Origin of the sequence: Grimontia marina (assembly GCF_900060185.1) — a bacterium.
Lineage (GTDB): Bacteria > Pseudomonadota > Gammaproteobacteria > Enterobacterales > Vibrionaceae > Enterovibrio > Enterovibrio marinus.
The window spans coordinates 26,024-49,766 of the sequence record NZ_FIZY01000026.1; the positions used below are offsets into that span (position 1 = coordinate 26,024).

21 protein-coding genes, 4 tRNA genes and 1 other RNA gene are annotated in these 23,743 nt (G+C 49.8%); 11 read left to right on the forward strand and 15 right to left on the reverse strand.

The genetic code is table 11. The features are described 5' to 3' along the window. Positions 1-55: 55 nt before the first annotated feature. Both ffs and GMA8713_RS14120 read right to left on the reverse strand, forming a co-directional pair. Positions 56-152: signal recognition particle sRNA small type (ffs, locus tag GMA8713_RS14115), an RNA gene on the reverse strand. A gap of 136 nt (positions 153-288) precedes the next feature. After that, complete coding sequence (locus GMA8713_RS14120; RefSeq protein ID WP_062711007.1) at positions 289-1,023, reverse strand: VP0952 family biofilm-associated protein; 735 nt, start codon at positions 1,021-1,023, stop codon at positions 289-291. 111 nt (positions 1,024-1,134) lie between these two features. On the opposite strand from GMA8713_RS14120, the gene GMA8713_RS14125 reads away from it, so the two are divergent. Then, the gene (locus GMA8713_RS14125; RefSeq protein ID WP_062711010.1) at positions 1,135-1,446 is read left to right on the forward strand and encodes an MGMT family protein; all 312 of its coding nucleotides are present in this window, start codon (positions 1,135-1,137) and stop codon (positions 1,444-1,446) included. A 6-nt stretch (positions 1,447-1,452) separates the two neighbouring features. On the opposite strand, the gene GMA8713_RS14130 is transcribed toward GMA8713_RS14125, so the two are convergent. Further along, complete coding sequence (locus GMA8713_RS14130) at positions 1,453-1,872, reverse strand: YbaY family lipoprotein (RefSeq protein ID WP_062711024.1); 420 nt, start codon at positions 1,870-1,872, stop codon at positions 1,453-1,455. A 269-nt stretch (positions 1,873-2,141) separates the two neighbouring features. Between GMA8713_RS14130 and tesB the strand changes: the two genes are divergently transcribed. Then, positions 2,142-3,005 (forward strand): acyl-CoA thioesterase II, encoded by an 864-nt coding sequence (gene tesB, locus GMA8713_RS14135; protein ID WP_062711027.1) that lies wholly within the window; start codon positions 2,142-2,144, stop codon positions 3,003-3,005. A 33-nt stretch (positions 3,006-3,038) separates the two neighbouring features. Here tesB and GMA8713_RS14140 read toward each other — a convergent pair whose 3' ends face one another. Together GMA8713_RS14140 and GMA8713_RS14145 are read right to left on the reverse strand one after the other, a co-directional pair. Further along, entirely contained in the window at positions 3,039-3,218 is a 180-nt protein-coding gene (locus GMA8713_RS14140; protein ID WP_157515620.1) for a hypothetical protein, read from the reverse strand. Between the two features lie 220 nt (positions 3,219-3,438). Beyond that, a complete protein-coding gene (locus GMA8713_RS14145) occupies positions 3,439-4,362 on the reverse strand; it encodes a porin (protein WP_062711033.1) in 924 nt (307 codons plus the stop codon). 289 nt (positions 4,363-4,651) lie between these two features. Here GMA8713_RS14145 and GMA8713_RS14150 point away from each other — a divergent pair, with 289 nt between their 5' ends. Further along, the gene (locus GMA8713_RS14150) at positions 4,652-5,035 is read left to right on the forward strand and encodes a VOC family protein (RefSeq protein ID WP_062711036.1); all 384 of its coding nucleotides are present in this window, start codon (positions 4,652-4,654) and stop codon (positions 5,033-5,035) included. Here the strand turns inward: GMA8713_RS14150 and GMA8713_RS14155 are convergent. From GMA8713_RS14155 to GMA8713_RS14170, 4 genes are all read right to left on the reverse strand, one after another. Further along, a complete protein-coding gene (locus GMA8713_RS14155; RefSeq protein WP_062711040.1) occupies positions 5,032-5,655 on the reverse strand; it encodes a helix-turn-helix domain-containing protein in 624 nt (207 codons plus the stop codon). The genes GMA8713_RS14150 and GMA8713_RS14155 overlap by 4 nt on opposite strands. Before the next feature lie 33 nt (positions 5,656-5,688). Beyond that, the gene (locus GMA8713_RS14160) at positions 5,689-7,476 is read right to left on the reverse strand and encodes an ABC transporter transmembrane domain-containing protein (protein ID WP_062711043.1); all 1,788 of its coding nucleotides are present in this window, start codon (positions 7,474-7,476) and stop codon (positions 5,689-5,691) included. After that, complete coding sequence (locus GMA8713_RS14165; RefSeq protein WP_062711046.1) at positions 7,473-9,218, reverse strand: SmdA family multidrug ABC transporter permease/ATP-binding protein; 1,746 nt, start codon at positions 9,216-9,218, stop codon at positions 7,473-7,475. Before GMA8713_RS14165 ends, GMA8713_RS14160 begins: the two co-directional genes overlap by 4 nt. Before the next feature lie 87 nt (positions 9,219-9,305). Further along, the gene (locus GMA8713_RS14170; RefSeq protein ID WP_039850363.1) at positions 9,306-9,770 is read right to left on the reverse strand and encodes an Lrp/AsnC family transcriptional regulator; all 465 of its coding nucleotides are present in this window, start codon (positions 9,768-9,770) and stop codon (positions 9,306-9,308) included. A 194-nt stretch (positions 9,771-9,964) separates the two neighbouring features. Between GMA8713_RS14170 and GMA8713_RS14175 the strand changes: the two genes are divergently transcribed. The 3 genes from GMA8713_RS14175 to queC all read left to right on the forward strand — a co-directional run bounded on the left by GMA8713_RS14175 (position 9,965) and on the right by queC (position 15,540). After that, a complete protein-coding gene (locus tag GMA8713_RS14175; RefSeq protein ID WP_062711049.1) occupies positions 9,965-11,035 on the forward strand; it encodes a PLP-dependent cysteine synthase family protein in 1,071 nt (356 codons plus the stop codon). Positions 11,036-11,197: 162 nt separating this feature from the next. Next, positions 11,198-14,545, forward strand: a complete 3,348-nt coding sequence (locus GMA8713_RS14180) for a calcium-binding protein (RefSeq protein WP_062711052.1) — start codon at positions 11,198-11,200, stop codon at positions 14,543-14,545. Positions 14,546-14,853: 308 nt separating this feature from the next. Continuing rightward, entirely contained in the window at positions 14,854-15,540 is a 687-nt protein-coding gene (gene queC, locus GMA8713_RS14185; RefSeq protein ID WP_062711056.1) for a 7-cyano-7-deazaguanine synthase QueC, read from the forward strand. 77 nt (positions 15,541-15,617) lie between these two features. Here queC and GMA8713_RS14190 read toward each other — a convergent pair whose 3' ends face one another. Next, entirely contained in the window at positions 15,618-15,842 is a 225-nt protein-coding gene (locus GMA8713_RS14190) for a helix-turn-helix domain-containing protein (protein WP_062711059.1), read from the reverse strand. Positions 15,843-15,850: 8 nt separating this feature from the next. Next, positions 15,851-16,399, reverse strand: coding sequence for a DUF2975 domain-containing protein (locus tag GMA8713_RS14195; protein WP_062711062.1), 549 nt, complete (start codon positions 16,397-16,399; stop codon positions 15,851-15,853). A 233-nt stretch (positions 16,400-16,632) separates the two neighbouring features. Here GMA8713_RS14195 and GMA8713_RS14200 point away from each other — a divergent pair, with 233 nt between their 5' ends. After that, positions 16,633-17,139, forward strand: a complete 507-nt coding sequence (locus GMA8713_RS14200; RefSeq protein WP_062711077.1) for a peptide-methionine (S)-S-oxide reductase — start codon at positions 16,633-16,635, stop codon at positions 17,137-17,139. A gap of 41 nt (positions 17,140-17,180) precedes the next feature. On the opposite strand, the gene GMA8713_RS14205 is transcribed toward GMA8713_RS14200, so the two are convergent. From GMA8713_RS14205 to GMA8713_RS14215, 3 genes are all read right to left on the reverse strand, one after another. Beyond that, the gene (locus GMA8713_RS14205; protein ID WP_062711079.1) at positions 17,181-17,498 is read right to left on the reverse strand and encodes a DUF1244 domain-containing protein; all 318 of its coding nucleotides are present in this window, start codon (positions 17,496-17,498) and stop codon (positions 17,181-17,183) included. A 126-nt stretch (positions 17,499-17,624) separates the two neighbouring features. Then, complete coding sequence (locus GMA8713_RS14210) at positions 17,625-20,753, reverse strand: multidrug efflux RND transporter permease subunit (RefSeq protein WP_062711082.1); 3,129 nt, start codon at positions 20,751-20,753, stop codon at positions 17,625-17,627. Beyond that, a complete protein-coding gene (locus GMA8713_RS14215; RefSeq protein WP_062711085.1) occupies positions 20,754-21,821 on the reverse strand; it encodes an efflux RND transporter periplasmic adaptor subunit in 1,068 nt (355 codons plus the stop codon). A gap of 293 nt (positions 21,822-22,114) precedes the next feature. Between GMA8713_RS14215 and GMA8713_RS14220 the strand changes: the two genes are divergently transcribed. The 4 genes from GMA8713_RS14220 (at position 22,115) to GMA8713_RS14235 (ending at position 22,649) form a co-directional block, all read left to right on the forward strand. Beyond that, positions 22,115-22,199, forward strand: a tRNA-Tyr gene (locus tag GMA8713_RS14220). 65 nt (positions 22,200-22,264) lie between these two features. Continuing rightward, positions 22,265-22,349: transfer RNA gene (locus GMA8713_RS14225), tRNA-Tyr, on the forward strand. Between the two features lie 65 nt (positions 22,350-22,414). After that, positions 22,415-22,499 (forward strand) — tRNA-Tyr (locus tag GMA8713_RS14230). Positions 22,500-22,564: 65 nt separating this feature from the next. After that, positions 22,565-22,649: transfer RNA gene (locus GMA8713_RS14235), tRNA-Tyr, on the forward strand. A 48-nt stretch (positions 22,650-22,697) separates the two neighbouring features. Here GMA8713_RS14235 and GMA8713_RS14240 read toward each other — a convergent pair. Further along, positions 22,698-23,660 (reverse strand): glutathione S-transferase family protein, encoded by a 963-nt coding sequence (locus GMA8713_RS14240; RefSeq protein ID WP_062711088.1) that lies wholly within the window; start codon positions 23,658-23,660, stop codon positions 22,698-22,700. Positions 23,661-23,743: the final 83 nt, after the last annotated feature.

Here is a 23,743-nt window from a genome sequence, read left to right on the forward strand (position 1 = left end):
CATTTTCTACTGCAGAAATATCATTTACTTCTGCCATCCACAAGATGGGTGGAAGCCCCCTCAGCCACATCCCGGCACACACGTCCCAAGCGCGGGCTGCTTCCTTCCGGACCTGACCCAGTACACAAGTTAGTGTTGCGGGAGGACCAAGGGGGCCTCCATAGATTTGATACACCAAAAATCTCTTGAGAAAGAAACCGTTGGTTCGAGCGCATTATGTGGGATGGCTACGCCCAATGCAAGGGGTTATCTGGCTTTCAGCAACCAAGTGGTGAGAATTTACCCGCCCTACTCTTCCTCGTTTTCTGTGTGGAGAAGGTAATCGCCGAGCCAAGCAATGGTCAGAGACAACAACCAGGCGACAAACACCGGGTTTGGCACTGAGAATTGCGGGAAGACGACAATAGTGGCAAAGGCAATGGCTGGCAAAATCACGCAGAGTTTATCGCCGCGCTGTTCACCACCGATGCGTTGGAGTTCCTGAAGCGCCAGCACCAGCATACTGCCGCAGAAGGCGAACATGGCACCTTGGGTTTGTCCGCCTGCCAATAGCGCGATAATCAGTGCCACAGGCCACCAGCTGATTTTCTTCACTGGCTTCCAGAAGTAAGTCGCGACCCAAACCATAATCACGCAGAAGATCTGCATCAGGGTGTAGCTGATGGCACCACCGAGCTTCTCGTCCCCTTGCAGGGCAAGCACGCCGCATTCCATGGCAATTACCACGGAGATCACCAATAGCGAGACCTGCCAGTTACGGCGCTCTCCGGTGATAAGCACCAGTGCGGGAAGGATCATCCAAAGGCTGAGAGAAATGGCAACGGGTTGGTAAGGCATCATGGCGCCGAAGCCAATCAGGCCGGAGGCAAGAATCCAAACGGTGACGCCGCCGGAACCTGCAAAAAAGAGAGCGGGAATGGCAAAAGCAAGCAGGGGGATATCGCCTTCAGCAAAGGCAGAAGAAAGTGCAGCGCCCATGACCATGACTGCTGCTGTCACCATTAATGTCGTCGCATACCACATATAGCACCTCCTGCGCTTCATGCCGACAGTGATACCTCATTCCTTGTTTGATGTATTTGTAGTCAGGTGAGGTATGATGTTTCTAATTATAATTTCTCCGTCTGTTTCAATATGCCCAATTTTGATGACCAAATCTATGCAGTACTTATCCAAATACCCTCTGGAAAAGTAACAACTTACGGTGATGTCGCAAAATTAGCAGGGTTTCCCCGTCACGCGCGCCATGTCGGCAAGCTTCTTGGCTCGCTGCCGAAGGATTCCAAGCTACCTTGGTTTCGGGTGATCAACTCAAGTGGAATGATTTCGCTGAAGGGCGAGAGCTTCGTCAGACAGCGTGAAAAGCTGCTGGATGACGGGGTGGAAGTCAAAGAAAACGGCGCAGTATCATTGCGCCGTTTTAAATGGGATGGAGAACCTGCCTAGTGGCAATTAACGTACAGCGCTTACTACCTGCACTTCTACATTCTGGGTTTTCGCGGGGTCGTTAATCACGTGGGTGGCTGTATCACTGATAAAAATCAGTTGGCCGTCGACTTCAATGCGCGCGCTCACGTTGTAGGTGTGGCCCGGTTTAATCTCTGAAGGTGAGTAAGTCAGCGAAAATGGTAATGGGACCTGACGGCCTTCAGTCATGTAAGACTGGCTGCTAATCACATCCATCGGCGCGTCTGCCAAGGACACATCCGCCAATGTCACCGTCAATTTTGCGTTTTCAGGCAACGCAATACGCTGTAAGTAGTAAACTTCACCTGTCACTGTTGCCATGTCTTGGCCCTTTATGATGTCTGTACATGCGGTAAACGCCAATGCCGTCAACGCAGCAAAAAATCCAAAAAAGGCCTTCTTCATGGTAAAACTCCCAGTAACGCAAGCATCTAAAATACTGATAAAAATAACAACAAGTGTATCACCGTTGCATATTCAACCACTGGGAAAATGTGGATTTGAGATCACACCTTTTAACATCCGATGGTTGTCACGCAGGGCAGCGTAATGAGCCGCCTCGCAACGTTAGAGAGCATACATGCTGAATAAGTTCGAAATAAACGACATCATAAGTGCAATCTGTCATTTTTCTGTCAAAACAATGAGCAATAAGACCGGCTTAAAGGGGATTTATGAGTACGAAATTGGAAGAACTACTGGCTTTGCTTAAGCTCGAAAAAATAGAGGAAGGCCTCTATCGTGGGCAGAGCGAGAACCTTGGACTGCCACAGGTTTATGGTGGTCAAGTAATAGGACAAGCACTTTCTGCTGCCAAAGCCACGGTAGCGGGTGACCGCTTTGTTCACTCCTTCCATAGTTACTTCCTTCGCCCCGGCGACCCTGAAAAGCCCATTGTCTATGACGTGGAAAACCTTCGCGACGGGCAAAGCTTCAGTACCCGCCGCGTGAAAGCCGTGCAGTATGGTAAACCGATTTTCTACCTTACCGCCTCTTACCACATGAATGAGCCCGGATTTGATCATCAGTTTGCTATGCCGCAAGTGCCGGGACCAGAAGGGTTGATGTCGGAGCAAGAGTTAGTGGAGTCCATTGCCGAGCACCTTCCAAAGAAGGTGACTGAAACCTTTGGAAGGGAACGTCCGATTGAGGTTCGCCCTGTCGTGGTGGTGAATCCGCTCGCGCCGGAAAAACTCGAAGCCAAGCAGTACCTCTGGATCCGAGCCAATGGCAAGATGATTGATGACCCCCGTGTCCACCAATACCTGTTGGCGTATGCATCTGACTGGGGCTTTCTGGTGACTGCATTGCAGCCGCACGGCGTGACCTTGATGTCTCCAGGGTTCAAAATGGCGACCATTGACCATGCGATGTGGTTCCACCGTGAATTCCGTATGGATGAATGGCTACTGTTCGCGATAAATAGCCCTTCAGCCAGTGATTCACGTGGCTTGGTCCGCGGTGAGATCTACAATCAGAAAGGCGAGCTGGTTGCATCCGCGGTTCAGGAAGGTTTAATGCGCAAAAGTCAGCGCTAGTTGCCAATTTGCTCCCTGTGTTTTCGGGGAGCACTATTTTGGTAGAGATTCTAACTCTTGGTTTTCTTCTGCTATCTGCGGTGAAATTGCATCGCTATTGCTTTCGAGTTGCAGCAGTTTCTCCTCATTACTCCTTGAGTCATCTCCCCCATATTCCGCTTGGCTTCCCGGTTCCAATACTGGTTGATTGTAGGGGTCTGGCTGTAATGCCATGGGCGGAATACCGTTAGGATCACTATCTGTTTCTGCGTACAAATTGACAGTGAATAGAAGTAATAACGTTGCGAGTCGTCGGAACATTCTTCAGTCTCTCATGCGATGTCTTATGCCCCAAAGATAGGCAAAGCGGAATCATTGCTGTTGTCGCGTTTCAGAAAACGGGCACTAAAAAGCCAGCTCGGAGGCTGGCTTCTTCTTAAGGGCCGCGACTAACTTAGAAGTCGTAGCGCATACCCGCTTGCAGTTGGTCGTCTTTACCATCCAGGCTTTCGAACTTGTAACCCGCGTATGCACGGAAGTTACCGTTGAATTTGTAAACTGCTTCCGCCGCAAAGTTGTTGGCTTCTTCAGTGTCAGCCTTATCGAACTCAGCGAAGTTATAAACAGCGACCAGTTTCAGTTTCTTGGTTGCTTTATATTGCGCTGCCAGCTCGTAGCCGGTGTAGTCCTCGTTGCTCTTTGAACCGATCGTGTAAAGTGCACCCAGCGTGAAACCGTTTTGTGAGTATTCAGCGGCCAGGTTGATTTGGTCATCGCTGTCAGTGCCTGCATCCTGAGAGACGTAGCCAGCACCGAGGCTTACTACACCAAAACCGTACAGCGCTGAGATTCCGTAGCTGTCAGCGTCTTTTTCATCTGCCGCGATGTAGTTAGCTTGGATAGACAGAGAATCAAATTCACCCGCGTAAAGGAAGTTGTTATCACGCTTGTCTTTGTTGCCTGAAACCAGGTCTGCCGCATCACCACCAAAGGTTGCCATTACGTCAGTAATGTCTGTCAGCTGAACTTGCGCGGAGTCTTGCTTACCGTAAGAAAACTCACCGGCAGACGTACCGAAACCAGCAAAGAAATAACGGTTCTTCAAGCTGTCGCTATCGCTGAACTCTGCTTCGTATTTACCAAAACCGTAGAAGCCGTCAGAGATTTCTGTTTTGCCTTTTAGGTTAACGCGCGCTCGGGATTTGTCTTTGAATGAGCTGTCTTCTGCGCTCTCGTTGTTGTCCGACACATTGAAGCGTGCTTCAGCACGGCCGCCGACTTTCAGGGTAGTGCCATCGTTGTCATAAACGGTCGCTGCAAAAGATGAAGTTGAAGCCAGTGCAACAAGCAGTGCCGAGGTTAACGTCGCGTATTTCATTTCTTACTACCTTATTGTATTTGAGGGGCTTTCTTGCCCAATAAAGAAAAAGCGGGGGCTAAGGTAGGTTGAAAAAATGACAGTTCGGTTTCTGTCGGGTGACGTTTATGTTCCACGGGAATGACCAAATGATGACTGTCGACCAACCTCTCAATACGTTGAAATTTCGGGATATTAATCACACAGGAAGTTACGAGGCATATCTTCCCTTTTAGGCTGTCGGAAATCTTCAAGACTCCTTTCCCACCAAGAGCCAGAATGGAATAAACACCACCAAGGAGCCGGAATCATGAAATTTCGATACACCATTATGTACGCAGAAAACGTTGAACAAACATTGGCATTTTATGAGGAAGCCTTCGGGCTGGATCGCGCCTTTTTGCATGAGAGCGGTGATTATGGAGAGCTGAACACTGGCGACACTAAACTCGCCTTTTCATCGCTTGAGCTCATGACATCACTCGGTAAGCACCCAAGCTCGGGGAATGTGCAATCACCGAATTTTGAAATCGCCTTCGAAACCCATGATGTAGCAGGAAACCTTGTGACTGCACTGAAAGCCGGTGCCGAGTTAGTGCAAGGAACCGAACATATGCCGTGGGGACAGACCATCGCTTACGTGCGCGATTTGAATGGCTATCTGGTAGAGATTTGTACGCCAGTGGCCGCTTAATAACCGGGAACGTAAAGCTGTTCGGTAAGATCTTTTCTGAGTTTTAATTCACTTGGTGTCACGCCAAACCAGCGTTTAATTTCGCGGCTGAAGTGCGCCTGATCGGCATAGCCAAATTCAAAGGCAGTATCAATCAAGGGTGCACCTTCGGCAATGGCACGGGCACTTTGTCTTGCCCTTGCCAATTGAACCCAGAACAAAGGCGACTTACCGCTCCGTTTGAGAAGGTGCCTTTGCAAGGTTCTCTCACTGACACCAAGCGAGCGCGCAATATCAGCCACAGAACCCAACCGCTCGCCTAGGCTGAAAAGCGCTTCATCGACATTGCTACAGCGACGTGAAAAGGCAGCAATCTTATCGAAAAGATCATGGGTGTCTTTTCCAATAGCGGCCATCAATTGGCTTTCATCCACCCATGTTCCCGGCGCTAAGCGATAGCCTGTCATTTTTGCGTTTGGCGTTATATCAACAGCGATAGTGGTTTCAAACAGCGGGGAGACATGCACCTGCTGTACACCCTCGATTTCCGTCACAATCACATCACGGCAGCCGTCAGGCACCACATAGGCGGTCCCTTTTTCTGTCGGATTAGATGTCCAGATATCGATGATGCTTTCCATGCTCTCCCCGCCTGGTGTTGAACAGCCTTTAGCTTAGGCGATCCCTTCGTGTGTTTCTGTCTCACCGCAAGCAATTTGCTCCAGCTCTTCCAGATGTGCTCGGGTTTGCTGCAGCTCGTACATCTGCCAGTAGCGGCCTTTGTTCGCTAAAAGCTGCTGATGGTTACCCTGCTCTTCCACATGCCCACGATGCAGTACCAGAATGTTGTCGGCATCAGCAATGGTAGAAAGACGGTGCGCAATCACCACAATCGTCATGGTATTTCGCAGTGCTGCCAGTGCTTGCTGCACACGTTCTTCAGTGCCGGAGTCAATGTTGGCGGTCGCTTCATCCAAAATCAGGATACGCGGCTTATCCACCAGCACGCGCGCCAGCGCCAGCAACTGCTTCTGACCCGCAGAAAGCGTAATATCACCAGTACCAATCGCAGTATCCAGACCCGACGGCAAGTGCTTCACATAGTCCGCCATATCGACCTGTTCCAACGCCTGCCAAATCGCTTCATCTGAAATATCACGGCCAAGGCTCACGTTGGCTCGGAAGGTATCAGACAGCACATGCGGGTCTTGCTGAACCATGGCAATGCCAGAGCGGAGCGCGTTTTGGGTCAGGGTCGAGAGTTCTCTGCCACCCAGTTTCAACGTGCCCTTTTGCACCGGATAAAAGCCCATCAACAAGGAAGCGAGCGTACTCTTACCGCTGCCGGTATGACCAACCAAGGCTAAGAACCCGCCCTCTTTGACCGAGACATTCACATCGGTCAGCACCTGAGTTTTGCCATCGTAACTGAAGTTAAGCCCTTCAATATCAATAGTGCCGGATTGAATGGCGCGGTCATCATCACCATAAACATGCTGTTTAGCATCCATCAGCTCGAACAAACGCTCACCCGCCATAATAGCCTGCTGCAACAAGGACAAACGCTGCATCAGTTCTATCAGCGGCTCAGTGACACGCCCCAAATAGCTGATAAAGGCGTAAAGCACGCCCACACCAATCAACTCATTCCCGTGCCAGCCAAACAGCGCAGCTAGCGAGATAAGTGCCACACCGGACATCAAATCGATCAGCGGGCGAAGGTAAATGCCGTTGATTTTCACGATGCGTACTTCGGTGTTGAAGTGTCGCTCGGTCAAATCGGCAAAGCGCGCTGAAAAACGCTGCTCCTGCCCCATCAACTGAACGAGGCTCATGCCCTGAATAGATTCGCTCATCACACTGTTAATGTCGGTCAGCAAATCACGCGAATCGCGATACGCTGACGACGAGCGACGTTGGTAGTAGTACATCACCAAAACCACAGAGGGGATAAGAATCGCCACCACAACTGTGAGTGTCGGGCTCAACAAGTACATGCCCGTCAGCATGGCGATGATCAGCGCCGTCGCTTGCAGGAAACTCGCGACCACTTGCACGTAAAGCTCTTTCAGCGATTCGGTATCGTTCGTCACGCGCGAGACCAATTTACCCGCTGGCACATAATCAAAGGCAGACAAGGGCTGGTTGATGATGCTGGCATATACACGCTTGCGAATGGTTTGAACGATTTCAATCGCGATACGGCTAAACCTGATCCCATAGGCGTAGTGCAACAGACCTGAGAGTACCGTAACCGCAATATAGGCTAAGGCCAGCCCCCAAAGGACGTTCGGTGGGTAATAATCCTGGGCAACATAATCATCGAGGAAAATTCGAATCAACCACGGGCCGCTGACATCGGCCACCACGGCAAACAGCAGGAATATAGCCGCCACCGCAAAACCGGCTTTGTCATTAAGCAGGTAACTCAGCAGGCGTTTTAAGGTTTCACGTTTACTCACAGCGCCTCCTCCAATGCCTGTTCCAGTTGCTGATAGCGCTGCATCTCTGCATACCAGCCGTTGGCATTCACCAAGGCTTTGTGCTTGCCACGCTCTTCAATATGCCCCTTTTGCAACACGATGATCTCATCGGCCGATTCCAGTGCCGACAAACGGTGTGCAATCACCACGGTGGTCTGATGCTGTGCGCGGTCGTGAAGATTTTTGAGAATGTGGTGCTCCGTGCGGCCATCCACCGCTGATAAGGCATCATCCAAAACCAGAATTTCCGCATCCAGCAACAAAGCACGAGCAATAGAAATCCGCTGTTTTTGACCACCGGAAAGCGTAATACCCTTTTCTCCCACCAGCGTTTCGTAGCCTTCAGGGAATTGCATGATGTCTTCATCAATACACGCAAGCTTTGCCGCTTCACGGATTTCTTCACGTGTTGCGTCCGGCTTACCGAGCGCAATGTTGTCGGCAATGCTGCGGGAAAACAAAAACGGCGCTTGCGTAACAACGGCCAGCTTACCGCGCCACTCGCCCAGCTTGAAATCGCGAAGGGCTGTGCCGCCGTAGCTTACGCGACCCTGAACAGGGTCTTCCAAGCGAAGCATCAAAGACAAAATGGTGGTTTTACCGCTGCCCACGGGCCCCGCCACACCCAGCATTTTTCCGGGTGCTAATTCAACATTCACATCGCGAAGCGCGGGGATGTCATGACCGCGCCAAGTGAACTGATCAATCGCAATAGACAGGGTTTCGCGTTCTGCTGGTAACGCTTTGTCTCCATCAACCAAATCCGGCTTTTCGTCCAGCAACGCTTTAATCCGCTTCCACGCTGCAGAACCGCGCTCGATGATGTTAAACAACCAGGCAACCGCCAGCATCGGCCAAATCATCAAGCCTTGATATAGGGTAAAGGCGGTCAGCTCACCCAAGGTTAAGGTGCCGTCTGCCACCATGTAACCACCACCCGCAATAGAGCAGAAAAACGAGGTGCCAATGGTCAGGAAGATCACTGGGTCAAACATAGCATCAACTTTTGCTACGGCCATGTTCTTTTCGCCCGTGTCATCCGCCACCGCGTTAAAGCGGTCAACTTGCTGAGACTCCAACCCAAACGCGCGGATCATCCGAATACCATTGAGAGAAGACTGGGTTTCTTCAGACAGTGATGAAAAGGCCGCCTGTGAGGCGCTGAACCTATGATGGAGCTGTTTACCGAAGCGGTTCACCATAATCGCCATCACTGGCATGGGCGCAAGCGCCAACAGGGTCAGCTCCCAACTGATGGTGGTGGTCATCACGATCAATACCGCAATCCCCATGATCATTGAGTCGGCAAGCGTCAGCACGCCTTCTCCGGCCGTCATCACCACTGCCTTCACATCATTGGTGGAACGCGCCATCAAATCGCCAGTACGGTAGCGCTCAAAGAATCTCGGTGCGTGGCGGGTAAAATGCTGATAGAGCTTGTCACGAAGCACAGTCCCGAGTTGCGCCGCAGCGCCAAACAGCCACACGCGCCAGACAACGCGCATGAAATACACCACGACCCAGAGCGCAACGATCGCCCCAAGCGCGATAAACATTTGTTTTTTGCTGATATCGCCCGCCATGACACCGTCCACCAGCCAACCAATGGCTTTCGGCGGGATCAGTTCAAAACCGGCGACGAAAAATAAGAGCACAATGGCGCCGACATAGCGTTTCCACGCCATTCGGAAAAACCATCCGAGTTCCAAAAATATGCGCATTCATCCTCCCCTGCGCGAGCCAACTTACGTTTCAGGTCTCTGACTTGCCTGACTTTTATTGCTCAAGCTTTTGTTTGCTGAGTCTTTTTAGAGCGGTAACGCGGTGGTGTATTTCAATGGCTCCATCGCGAACGTCGACGTGACGTTGGTCAGGCCATCAATACTGTTCACCAGCTTTTTATAGAAGCGGTCAAACGCCGCCATGTCTGCGACCTGCACCTTTAACATGTAGTCGTATTCTCCCGCCATGCGATAGCATTCCATCACTTCAGCAAAAGGGGTAACGACATCCACAAACTTGCGGTACCAGGTTTCAGAGTGGTTTGAGGTTTTAATTTGGACAAAAGCCGTGAACGAGAGCCCCAACGCTTCAGGGTCTAGAAGGGCGACACGCTTTTGCAAGATGCCACTTTCTTCAAGACGTTTGAGACGTTTCCAACAAGGCGTGGTAGTGAGGTTTACCCGTTCGGCCAGATCTGAAAGCGACAATGATGCGTCGCGTTGTAACCAATCTAACAATTGGCGATCTACATTATCCAGTGAAATTGTCATGACTGCTTTACCATTTCCGCGATAAGAGGCGAAAAATCCCCCCCAAAGACAGTAGAGAGAAATATTTTCTTTTTCGACGCCAATAATAGAATGAATTTCCATAACCAGCGACATTTAGGCGAAAAATGGCAAAACTTTACTTCGCATCTAGGATTATATTGTTGGTATAACCTTGATTATTATGAAGTAAGCCAATGATGACTGAAGTAAACGTCCCTGCTAATTCCTCACACTGGGTTTGCGACGCAATTCGTAAAATCGAAGCGGATTTCCAACGTTCAGCGGATACCCACCTGATCAAGCTGGATCTGCCGTACTTCCCGGAGATCGACATCTACCTGAAAGATGAGAGTACTCATCCGACTGGCAGCCTGAAACACCGTCTTGCTCGTTCCCTTTTCCTTTACGCACTGTGTAATGGCTGGATCAAAGAAGACACCACCATCATTGAATCGTCTTCTGGCAGCACCGCCATCTCTGAGGCCTACTTCGCCCGCTTACTTGGCCTTCGTTTTATCGCTGTAGTACCGCGAACAACAGCGAAAAAGAAAATCGAGCAAATTCAGTTCTACGGCGGCGAAGCCCACTTTGTAGATCGCTCTGACGAAATCTATGCAGAGTCACGCCGCCTTGCGCAGGAACTGAATGGCCATTACATGGACCAATTCACCTACGCCGAGCGCGCCACCGACTGGCGCAGTAACAACAACATCGCCAACAGCATTTTCAGTCAGATGAAGTACGAGCGTTACCCTGTGCCAAACTGGATTGTCATGAGCCCGGGCACTGGCGGTACTTCAGCCACCATCGGCCGTTTCATCCGCTACCGTTGCCAACACACACAATTGATGGCGGTTGACCCAGAAAACTCGGTTTTCCATGATTTCTACAAAACCGGTGACCAGTCACTCACTTTGGATCGCGGCGGAAAAATCGAAGGTATCGGCCGCCCTCGCGTTGAACCAAGCTTTATCCCAGGCGTGATTGACCGTATGGAAACCATCAAAGATGTCGACAGTGTCGGCACGGCGCACTGGCTGGAGAACATTCTTGGCCGAAAAGCGGGTGCATCAACAGGCACTAACCTGTATGGCGCATTGATGCTGGCAGAAGAGATGCAATCACGCGGTGAAAAGGGCTCCATCGTCACCCTGCTTTGCGACAGTGGCGAACGTTACTTAGATACCTATTTCAATGAAGAATGGGTGAACGCAAACATTGGTGATATTGCACCAACGCTGGAATACCTGAAGAAGTTTGGGTGACAGAAATCGCTTTTTTCAGCTCATCAAGGCGCACTTCGGTGCGCTTTTTTATTGTTTACAACCAAATATTTGGTAGTAAATCCCGCTTCTTACTTTAGTGACAAAAATCTCTCCGCTCCTTGGATTAGATAACTTGTGTATCTATTCAAAGGGACTAAAAGCATGTCTACAACAAAAACTATCATTCGCACTGCTCAGGACTTTATCGACCTTTTCTATGACGTAAAGGACAGGTTAGAGAAAGCTGGTCATCCAGACTTAGCCAAAAAAATGAGCAAGATTAAAGATGGCGTTGAAAAGCTTTACCAACACATTGATGAAGAAGGGAATATTACAAACCAAGAAGAGGTTGATCGGGTCAAAGAAGAGATCGCAGGTGAACTTTCCAGCCTTATCCCTACTGATGGCCTTGCTCTCGCAGCAGGTACCCTTGTCATATTTGCGTTTGGCTCTAGCGCGTTAGCATTTGCTGGTGCAGCAGGTGTTGCCGTTGGGGCTTCTTTGGCTCTTGATTATGCTAAAGATGCAATATTGGTGGAGATGCTTCGAATAGTAGAGGATCTTGGTATCCAACGATTCGAACCACTTGAAGCTGATTTTTCCTCGTCGACCAAAGGCGTCATTGTTTCGGGGAGCATCAGCAATGACACTATTGTAAGTTCATCCTACGACGACATCATCGATACGGGACTAGGTCAAGACACGATAAATCTTATCTCTGGCACCAATACTATTGATACAGGTTTGGATAGCGATACCGTCAACATTCAAGGAGGCAACAATCTAATCAACATGGGAGCCATAGGCGTTGAAACAAATAGCGTGGTCTATACAAACGGGAACGGAAAACAGTTCCTTGTTGACATGAAGAGAATCGACAAAGTTATTGTCAACAGAGGTGAGGAGCAAGACGAGATAACGGGCGCAGACATCATTGCCTTTGATGGTATACCCGCATCAAGCAATGGTAGTTTTTCGGTCAAAATGACATTTGACTCAGCCAATGATCTGCTCAACACGCCATCGGGCTATCACATTGCTCCCATTATTGCTTTCATGGGACAGGGCGACGATGTAGTGCAACTCCGGCCTTTCACTGCCCTTGGGCACACCTCCACAGAACATGAATTTTGGGGAGGTAGCGGTGAAGATACAGTGGCCTTCGTTGATCCAGAAGCTAACTCTCTAATCCAAACATTTATAAATCTGGAACAGGGAACCGTCTCACTGGGAAAGTCATCCGGAAGTCATTTCATAATCCATGAATTTGAACACGCAATAGGCACCGACAAACAGGACTTCATCACAGGAAACGAATTTGATAATCAGTTGACTGGACTAGATGGCAATGACTTTATTACCGGAAATGAAGGCACTGATGTACTCGATGGCGGTGAAGGAAGGGACATCTTAATCGGCGGTCGAGATGGAGAACGGGCGAATGCCAATGACGGTGTGAACGATTACCTGCAAGGTGGTGACGGCTACGACACCTACTACATTTCCGTGGAGCAAAACTATGACAGTGCTCTAACCACGGCTATTCGCTACAGCGATGCATCCAGCGCCTACTATAAAAACACCAATGTCCTGAATTCCATTGACTATATCTACGATTCAGATGAGTCGGGTAAGGTTGAGTTTTCTTTCGATGGTGGGGATGGTTGGCTAACAGGGTTGAATGCCAGTATCGAACTGAGCGGCATCAGTCTAACCAAAACTCATTTCAGTGAAGGGATCGATTTCTATCAATCCGTAAATGCCTATGTTTTTGGCGGGTTACCCCTTGCTGCCGTAAAATTGGGAAATGATCTAGTTTTTGTTGAGCAGGAGAACTTTGGGGCTATTTTCGCCGTGAAAGACTTTCAAAATGGGGACAGTGGCATAAGGATTCACGACAACGCATTGGTCGGTACGAATCTTACTGAACGGTTAGAGGGCACCAAAGAAGATGAATCAATTTCTTCAGCACCGACTGTCAACGGTGGGATCAGAATGGAAGGTAAGGGTGGCTCTGATACCTATTCAGGAATGGGTAAAGACACGGGCAATGACGAAATTGCCGACGTCGGTAGTGAAGAAGATGTTGATCGCCTAGACATGTCTAACCTTTCAGCCGCCGATGTCTCGATTTCGCGAGGAGGTTCCTCGAACTCACAACACCTGATCATTAAAGGCCTGGAAGGCTCTAACTACGGAGGTAGTGTCTCCATCAAAGGTTACTTTGGTGGCCGCCCAACCGGCATTGAGGAAATTCTTCTGGGTGGACAACTCCTCGACGCCGAAGACGTGGTGCGCTCCTTCAATGACTATGCCCCTTCCTTACTGACAGACGATATATCAGGCAGTGAAGGACGTGATGTGATTGATGCGTCAGACGGAGATGATGTGCTTGCTGGAAATGGGGGGAATGATCTGCTGATTGGCGGCAAAGGAGCAGACAGCCTAGACGGAGGAGATGGCAACGATTTGATAGTCGCTGACGCAGAAGACACCCAATATCTTGGGGGGAGCGGCGAAGATACCCTGCTGTACATTGGATCCGACGACAGAACGTTCTTTATGGGCGCAGAGGGATTTGAACACCTTGAGGCGGGTTCCGGCAATAATGTCGTTTACGCTTCTTCCAGCAAGGCTGATGACAATAACATCAATGGTCAAGGCGGCGATGACAAACTGTTCGGCTTTGGTGGTAACGATAAACTTCAGGGCGAACAAGGTAATGACACTTTAATTGCTGGCTCAGGAAATGATGAGCTCTATGGCGGAGAAGGTAAGGATGTCCTGAAAGGTGGTAAAGGTGATGACTATCTTGAAGGTGGTGACGGTGACGACCTGCTTATCGGCTTTTTGGGCAGTGATCGCCTAATTGGTGGTTTCGGTAACGACCGCTTGGACGCGCGTTTAGGCGACAACAACTATCTGGATGGTGGATTTGGTGCTGATACGTATATTGGGAGTAACTTGACCGATACCATGATTTTCGATGCCAGCGATTTCGTTGGAAAAGCCAAATACACCTCAAGCGGTTGGGTGAATGACATCGTCTACCGCGCCAGCAACGGCTTTGATGTACTTGAGGTTTCGTATGCTGAAGAAATCGACTTCACCGGAGAAGCCTACAAACAGGAAGGCTCTGCTGCAAAAGGTAATGTGATTACCGGTGTTGAGGCACTCACTGCAGATTGGGGGGAGCAGAATGTGACCATCAACGCCTATGCCATTCAGGCCCACTCTGATACCGAAACAGTCGAAGATTGGGACGCCTTTATCGCCTATCTTGGCGAAGATGAAGATACCTTCAATCTTGTTGGCACAGGCTGGTCTTATCTGGAAGAAGGCACTGTTGATACAGCGATCTCTCCAGAAATGGCGAGGATCGCTGGCCTCTCAGAATCTCAAGTGGCTGAACTATCAGCATATGTCTTCGAGCAGACATTCAACGAATCAACCATAACCATTTGGACAGATGCTGAAAATGGCTATGTGAATGGAGAGATGTTTGTGTGACGGCGAAAGCTATTTGAATGTGGTTTTTAAGCTACTTCTTCAGAACTGAGCGCACTTCAGTGCGCTTTCATTTTTCACCGATAAGCGATCTCACTCGAAAGGGACGCATCAAAATCAAAGCAGCCCCCAGATAACCTTGGCGCACAAAAGTTCTGCGAGTCGTTGGGTTATGTGGAAGATGAGACCTACTTTCACTGCTTCCTCAACGTATGAACAGACAGGCAATTATCACGCAGCCATAGAGCTGGGCAATCAGTTAGGCTAAACTCCTGCTCCTATAAACCATCTTTCCGGTAAAGGATGTAGCCATGAAAAAAGCTGTTGTCGTCTTTAGTGGCGGACAGGATTCAACCACCTGTCTGATTCAGGCGCTGTCTGAGTTTGACGAAGTGCATTGTATTACCTTCGACTATAACCAGCGCCACAAACAGGAAATCGACGTAGCACGGGACGTTGCGAACGCGCTGGGTGCGACTTCGCACAAAGTGATGGACGTTGGTCTACTGAATGAACTGGCGATCAGTTCGCTGACCCGTGACAACATTCCGGTTTCCCATGAGCTTCAGGAAAACGGCCTACCTAACTCTTTTGTGCCGGGTCGCAACATCCTGTTCCTGACGCTGGCAGGGATTTACGCTTACCAACTTGGTGCGCAAACTGTTATCACCGGTGTGTGTGAAACCGACTTTTCTGGCTATCCCGATTGCCGTAATGATTTTGTACAGGCGATGAACAAGTCATTGGTATTGGGGATGGATCGCGAGCTTGAAATCCAGACGCCGCTGATGTGGCTCAACAAAGCAGAGACCTGGGCGCTGGCGGATAAATACGGCAAGCTGGAGTTTGTACGCGACCACACCCTGACCTGCTACAACGGCGTGATTGGTAAAGGCTGTGGCGATTGCCCTGCCTGTGACCTTCGCCAGAAAGGTCTGGACAGCTACCTCGAAGATAAAGAGCACGTGATGGCGTCGCTGGACCGCAAAAGTGTCTGATTGCCCTAAGTAAGGTGGATACCCATCTTAAGAAAAGAGGGCTCACTTGAGCCCTCTTTTCTGTTCAAATTTCGCGTCTATTCAGATTCCGCGATTTCGTCAGCAGTGTAGATCAGTATATCCCCTGGCTGACATTCCAGAACCTCACAGATTTTTTCTAACGTACTAAACCTTACTGCCTTTGCTTTTCCGTTTTTCAGTATTGAAAGATTCTGCTCCGTCACGCCCACGAGTTTTGACAGCTCTTTGAGCCTCATTTTGCGTCTGGCCATCATAACGTCCAGATCGATTGTAATTCCCATAGCTTTCCCTAAATCGTGTGCTGGTGTTCTTCGGCGATGATTTGTGCCTCACGCATTACCCAGCCAACTGTCAGTATCATAAAGCCACAGAGTACAGTGACAATATCCACACTTCCCAAAGAGAGTGAAAGCACACGCTCGCCCGGCGGGTTATTGAAGCTGAGAATAACGGATATCAGACCACCAAAAGCCAGATTTGCCAGAACCCAATAGAAAAAGGTGAACCCCAGCATGCGGTAGCAGTTTGCGGTATCTACCGAGAAGATATCGGCAGATTCATAGCGGCGGAACAGTTTGACCAACAAAGCCATACCGTAGAGCAAGACACCGATAGGCAAGGCACTCGCAATAGCGGCAAAAATACGGGTTTCTAAGGTCAACGGCGCTGATGTATAGGCACTGATATCATGCATATCGGTAACAATCCCAAACCGCGAGATAAAATCCAAGTCGGTTTGCGCTGTCATCCAGTAGTAAATAGCGCCTAACGGTAAAAGGCACATCAGTAGTTGGATCGCCCTTCTGATGTTCCGACTGTAAGTTTGTATTTTCTGCATAGCACTCTCTCCTAAAGTATGGGGTTAAGATACCATCACCAAAAAACAGGTCAATAATAAATTATCGTTTATCGACAATTTATTATTGAAAAACACCAAAAGGGGAACGTCCCATTTTAGACTATGTGAAAGCATATTGGCCTCTATCCGGTTCTACTCTTTATATCCAAACAACCTGAAAATGCAGAATTCAGCGAGTTTGGGTATATCTATCTTGTTCATTGGGAGGTGATATGTATCTTGCCGTCAGTGGTACTTGTTACTGGTGCATGGAAGCCATCTTCAATGCGTTAAAAGGCGTGTCGGATGTCGAGCAGGGATTTTTAGTCACGGAAGACAGTAAGCATGTTGAAGCGGTGTTGTTTCGCTTCGACGAAGAGGTTATTTCGTTAGATGAAGTGATCCGTGTACATCTGGACTCGCACGCTTGTACTTCAAACCATTCGTTTCGGGAAAGCTACCCGAGTGCTATTTATCCAACCAATGCCGCACACATGGATAAGTGTTCAAAGGCACTGGCAAGCGCGGCTTCAGATTACGTAAACCCTGTGGTCACCAAAGTGGTGCCCATGATGGCGTTTTACCCAACACCAGCGCGCCAGCAGAACTACTTCTGGCGCAATCCATCGAAGCCCTTTTGCCGTCGCGTGATTGCGCCGAAGATGGAAGTGCTGAAAGAGCTGTATCCGCAACTATTAAACCGCGATGCCTTCATCTACCTTTCCGGCGAAACCTCATAAAAAAAGCGCCAATCGGCGCTTTTCTTTTTTGATATTGAGGCTTACTTAGCTTCTTTCGCTTTCTGGCGTGCGTTGAATGCTGCCATTTGCTCATCCGTCGCTGGTAGTTGATGGTTTGCTTTCCACTCGCTGTAAGGCATGCCGTAGACGCGCTCGCGTGCTTCTTCGTCACTCACTTCAACACCCGCATTATCCGCTTCGGCTTTGTACCATTTCCCCAGACAGTTACGGCAGAAGTCAGCAAGGATCATCAGATCGATGTTCTGTACTTCTTTGTGATTATCCAGATGAGACAGGAAACGACGAAACGTTGCTGCATCCAACTGATCTTGCTGTTCTTGGGTCAGTTTATCCGACATGACTGGCTTCCTTTATCTTCGATTTTTATTTGGTGGTTATGGTAATAAAACATACCAACGGATGCTTTAAAACGAAAGAGCGGACCTAGGATTCTAGGACCTGGACCTGCTCTTCTTGTGTTTTCATCAGTGCGGTTCAAAGTCACCATGGCCTGGGCGGTGTGGCTTGAATTTCTCTAGCTCCGCATTGAGCTGGGCTTCCACATAACCCGGCGAATGCGTCTTCACAGACAGCAGACGGTACATCGCTGGGATAACGAACAGAGTAACCGCTGTGGCAAATGCCATACCGGCGAAAATGACCGTACCGACAGCCACACGGCTTTCGTAGCCTGCGCCCGTCGAGATGATCAACGGAATAGCACCGATAATGGTGGTGAACGCTGTCATCATGATTGGGCGAAGACGGCGCACGGAAGCGTCGATAATCGCTTTCTCAAACGGTTCGCCGCGGTCACGAAGCTGGTTGGCAAATTCGACGATAAGAATACCGTTTTTGGTCACCATCCCAATCAACATGATCATGCCAATCTGCGAGTAGATATTGAGTCCCTGACTGGTCAGCCACAGGCCAACAAAACCGCCAAAGATCCCCATAGGTACTGTTAGCATCACCACTAGCGGATTCACGAAGCTTTCAAACTGGGCAGCCAGAACCAAGTAAGCCACCAACAGAGCCAAACCAAATACAATCAGAATGCTGCTTTGGTTGTCTTTGAACTCTGCCGACTCACCGGAATAGCTGATCGTGATATCTGCAGGCAGCAACTCGATCGCTTTGACATCAAGGAAATCCAGCGCATTACCCAAGGTGTAGCCATCACCAAGGTTGGCTTTCAGGGTGATCGACTTCTGTTTGTTAAAGTGACGAAGCGTCTGCGCTGACGCGACCTCTTCCACTTCAGCAAGGGTGTCGAGACTCACCAGATCGCCGTTGCGGGTACGCATGTAGATTTGGCTGATGTCGTCTTTGCTGTTGAACCGGACTTCATCACCGCGCAGGTAAACGTCAAACTCTTCACCGCGGTCTACAAAAGTGGTTTCACTCTTACCACCCAGCATGATTTCCATGGTGTTAGACACTTCATCTGCGCTGATACCCAGTTCAGCCGCACGCTTGCGGTCAATGCTCACCACCAGCTCTGGGGTGGTTTCCGCGTAATCCAGATCCGCCCCCTGAAGGATCGGGCTGGCTTTGACTTCATCCAGCAGTACTTGTGCCCATTTGCTCAGCTCTTGATAGTCAGGGCCGCCCAGAATGAACTGAACAGGCTCGCTCGAACCACCGCGGAACCCCGGCATAAAGGCACGGACAAAGATATCCGGAATACCGCCCAGTGCTTTACGCACTTCGCCCAGAACCTGCGCTGCAGTCTGGTCACGCTTATCCCAATCTTCAAGCTGCATAATCACGAAGCCTGTCTGATCGCCCGCCATACCGCCAAACGCTGGCGCTTGCATGCTGATAGAGGTCAGAACACCTTTATCAACCAATGGCATCAAGCGGCGTTCCACTTCTTCCATGTTGCCGACCATACGGTTGTATGCGGTGCCTTCTGCGCCTTTTACAAAGGCCATCAATACGCCACGGTCTTCCTGCGGTACCAACTGCGCTGGCAGGTTTTTCATTAAGTAAGCACTGCCGCCAATACACGTGAGGATGATCAGCGGAGCCACAAAGCGCGCTTTTACAGCGACGGTGACTGCTGAGCGATAGCCACTCTCGAATCGCTCGAAGAAGTTATCAACCAAGCGGTTGAACGCGCCGCGCTTCACATTGGCTTTGAGGATTTTACTGCCCAGCACCGGCGTCAGCGTCAGTGCCACGATTGAAGAGAAAATCACCGACATTGCCAGCAGTACCGAGAACTCGGTAAACAGCTTGCCGACCATGCCTTCCATAAAGGAGATTGGCAGGAAGACCATGACCAGCACTGCGGTAGTCGCCACCACGGCAAAGCCAACTTCGCGGGTACCTTTAAATGCTGCTACCAGTGGAGTTTCACCTTTCTCAATGTGGTGGAACATGTTTTCCACTACCACGATGGCATCATCCACCACCAGGCCGATCGCCAGGATAAGTGCCATCAGGGTCAGCAGGTTAATTGAGAAACCAAAGAAGTACGCGGCGATAAAGGATGAAATCAGGGAAACCGGAACTGTCACGGCCGGGATCAGTGTCGCCCTCGCCTGACCGATAAAGATGTAGAGCACCAGAACCACCAGCGCGCCAGTGACAAACAGGGTGCTGTACACTTCATCAATCGAACGTTCGATAAACACGGTGGAATCATAGTCGACCCATAGCTTTGCCCCTTCAGGAAGGAATGGCTGGAACTCATCCACCAGTTCACGGACGGCAATCGCTACGTTCAACGGGTTGGCATCAGACTGCGGCACAATACCCAGACTGAGGTTATTCACGCCGTTGTTTTTGTAGGTCGCGTTTTCGTTCTGTGAACCGATATAAACATCAGCCACGTCTTTGAGGTAAATCGGGCTACCGTCATTGGCGGTGCGAACCACAAGGTAGTCGAAATCTTCCGGGGTCTGGTACATCCGCTCAGTACGCACCGTCATCTTGGTGACATCGTTACGAATTTCACCACCTGGGCTTTCGAGATTCTCTCTGCGAAGTGCAGAGGTAATGTCAGAAGTCGTGACACCACGCCCCGCCATGAGCACGGGATCGAGTCGCACATACATCACTTTGTACAGCGCGCCATAAAGCTCCACCGAGCTTACACCCGTCAGCAGGCTGAATTTGTCTTCCAGCACACGCTGCGCGTATTCGGTGAGCTGAGTACGGTCCATTTCCGGCGAGGCAAGGTTGATGTAAATGGAGGCTTCACCGGAGCCATTGGACTTGGACACAATCGGCTCGTCGGCTTCATCAGGCAGACGACGCTGTGCACGCGCGACCGCGTCACGCACATCACTGACCCCTTCGGTCAGGTTCCAGTCGATATTGAATTCGACGGAAATACGCGACATACCGTTTCGGCTGACAGAGGTAATTTCCTCAATGCCGCTGATGCCGGAAAGCTCGTCTTCCAGAACCTGAGTGATCTGGCTTTCCATGATGCTGGCGGACGCCCCGGCATAGCGGGTCATCACTGACACAACCGGGCTATCGATATCCGGGTATTCACGCACTGCAAGCTTACTGAAGGAAACGATACCAAAAACGAGCAGCAGCAGGCTCAGAACAATCGCGACAACGGGTCGCTTAACAGAGACATCTGAGAGCCACATTTACTTGCCCTCACCCTTCGCCGTCAGGTCGTTCACTTTGGTGCCATCACGCATGCTCACCAGTCCCTGAACGACGATGCGATCGCCAATTTCTAAACCGCTTTCTACTGTGACCAGATTATCGATACGTGCGCCAAGTTTCACTTCAGTACGGTGAGCAATGCCTTTGTCATCCACCAGATAAACAAAGCGCTTAGTGCCAGAATACTCGATGCCCTGAACCGGGATGACTGCGCTTATCATAGGCGCGAAACCCATTGTCGCTTCCATCATCATACCCGGACGCAGAAGGCGTTTGTCATTATTGATGTTAATGCGTGCACGAAGGTTCAGAGAATCATTGTTAACACGCGAGTCGACCGCCGTCAGTTGACCTTCGAAGAACTGACCACGCCAGGCTTTGGAGCTTGCAACAACATTGATGTCCTTGCTCAGCTCTGACAGGTATTGCTCAGGCACATTCACGTCTAATTGCATCTGGGAAAGATCGTCGAGGTTAAGCAGCGCTTCACCAACTGACACTAACTGACCGCGGGTAATGTCCACCAGACCGACCGTACCATTAAATGGCGCTTTGATAAAACGATCATCCAGATCGGCTTTGGCCGAATCCAGACGCGCTTTCGCCACATCAACACTCGCCTGTTGTGCGTCGAGTTCAGTTTTGGTCAGCGCGCCACGCTTGTGCAGCTTGGAAAACTCACGAAGCTTGCGAAGCTCGTCCTTATGAAACGCCTGAGCTTCATCGACAGCCGCTTCAGATTTGGCCGTATCCAGCGTCAGCAGCGCATCACCCTCTTTCACTTGCTGACCCGCTTTCACATAAATAGCCTCAATCTTTCCAGCCACTTCAGGCGCTATAACCACTGAATTTTCAGATTTTAGGTTACCAATCAAAGAGAGGTTTCGCGCAACCAGGCGCGATTCAACTTGGGCAGTAGCGACTGCAATAGCGGGTCTTGCAGGACGCGCTAAAGGTTTATCCGCGGCTTCGGTTTTACCCTGCCAGGCAAAATAACCGGCAGTGCCAAGCACAACAATGGCAGCGAAAAGGACTTTATTTTTCATTTTTTTAACCGTAAATAACAACTCGCGATAGTCTACTCTATGCCTATCCTGCGTGCGGTAAAGTAATGTAAATCTCGTTAAAGATTTACCCGCAAGCAGTCGGCGAAAAAAGCCTCTGGGATATCTTTTGGATACCCCAGAAAACCCCTGTTGGATTCTCGAAATGCGGTAAAATTCCACGTTTCCTATCAGTCAACCGTTTCAACGCCGAAAAAACCAGCAAACGCGCGGCATTTTCGAGAAAAATGCTTTACAGACATGCTTCGTTTGATAATATGCGCCCCGCACAACGTGGTGGGATTCCCGAGTGGCCAAAGGGATCAGACTGTAAATCTGACGGCTCCGCCTTCGAAGGTTCGAATCCTTCTCCCACCACCATCTTTCAGCTTCGTCGCGATGTTCAATTGATTTACGCAGCGCAGCATACAATCAGAATAACTCGTGGTGGGATTCCCGAGTGGCCAAAGGGATCAGACTGTAAATCTGACGGCTCCGCCTTCGAAGGTTCGAATCCTTCTCCCACCACCATCTTTCAGCTTCATTGCTATGTTCATTAGATTTCCGCAGTGCAGCACACAATCAGAATAACTCGTGGTGGGATTCCCGAGTGGCCAAAGGGATCAGACTGTAAATCTGACGGCTCCGCCTTCGAAGGTTCGAATCCTTCTCCCACCACCATCTTTCAGCTTCATTGCGATGTTCATTAGATTTCCGCAGTGCAGCACACAATCAGAATAACTCGTGGTGGGATTCCCGAGTGGCCAAAGGGATCAGACTGTAAATCTGACGGCTCCGCCTTCGAAGGTTCGAATCCTTCTCCCACCACCATCATTAAAAAAGCCAGCTCATCGAGCTGGCTTTTTGCTTTCCTGCAAACTAAACGCTTTCGCGGCCATGTGACGTGGTCAAATCCTGCACTGGCCCTTTTGGCACAACACGGGTTGGGTTGATGTTGGCGTGGCTGTAGTAATAGTGACGCTTGATGTATGGCATATCGACTGTCTCAGCCACACCCGCAACCTGATATAACTCTTTCAGATAGCCGAAGATGTGCTCATATTGGGCAATCTGCTGGCGATTACATTTGAAATGCCCCACGTATACCGGGTCAAAACGTACCAGCGTGGTAAAGGCGCGCCAGTCTGCCTCTGTAATTTGATCACCTACCAAGTAACGGCTGGTCGCCAAATGCGCATCCAATTTGTCCAACGCGGAGAACAAATTGTCGAACGCTTCTTCATACGCTTCTTGCGTGGTCGCAAATCCACAGCGGTATACGCCGTTGTTGATGTTTGGATAAACATAATCGTTCCACTCATCAATCTTGCTGCGCAGTGCTTCTGGATAAAAATCTTCCGAATTACCTGTCACCTGGTTGAAGGCGCTGTTTAACATACGAATGATTTCAGACGATTCGTTGCTGACAATGGTTTCGGTTTTCTTGTCCCACAGCACAGGCACGGTGACGCGCCCGGTGTAATCCGCTTTCGCTTTGGTGTACACCTGATGCATGTAGTTAAAGCCATAAAGCGACTCAGGCTCATCAAACTGCCAACCTTTCTCCAACATGTCAGGACTCACCACAGATACGGTGATGTGCTCTTCAAGGCCTTTCAATTTACGGAAAATCAGCGTTCGGTGTGCCCATGGGCATGCCAGCGACACATAAAGATGGTAGCGACCAGATTCTGCTTTAAAGCCACTATCCCCCGTTGGACCCGCTTCGCCTGTTGCCGTCACCCAAGAACGGAAACCAGCATCTTCACGCACGAATTTCCCGCCAGATGATTTGGTGTCATACCAAACATCATGCCAAACACCTTCGACTAATTTTCCCATATCCAATCTCCTGAATTTATCATTCAAAAGTATATGAGAGGGTTAGAAAGAAGTCCGTAGGAGGAATTCGTCAGAGTCGTTCG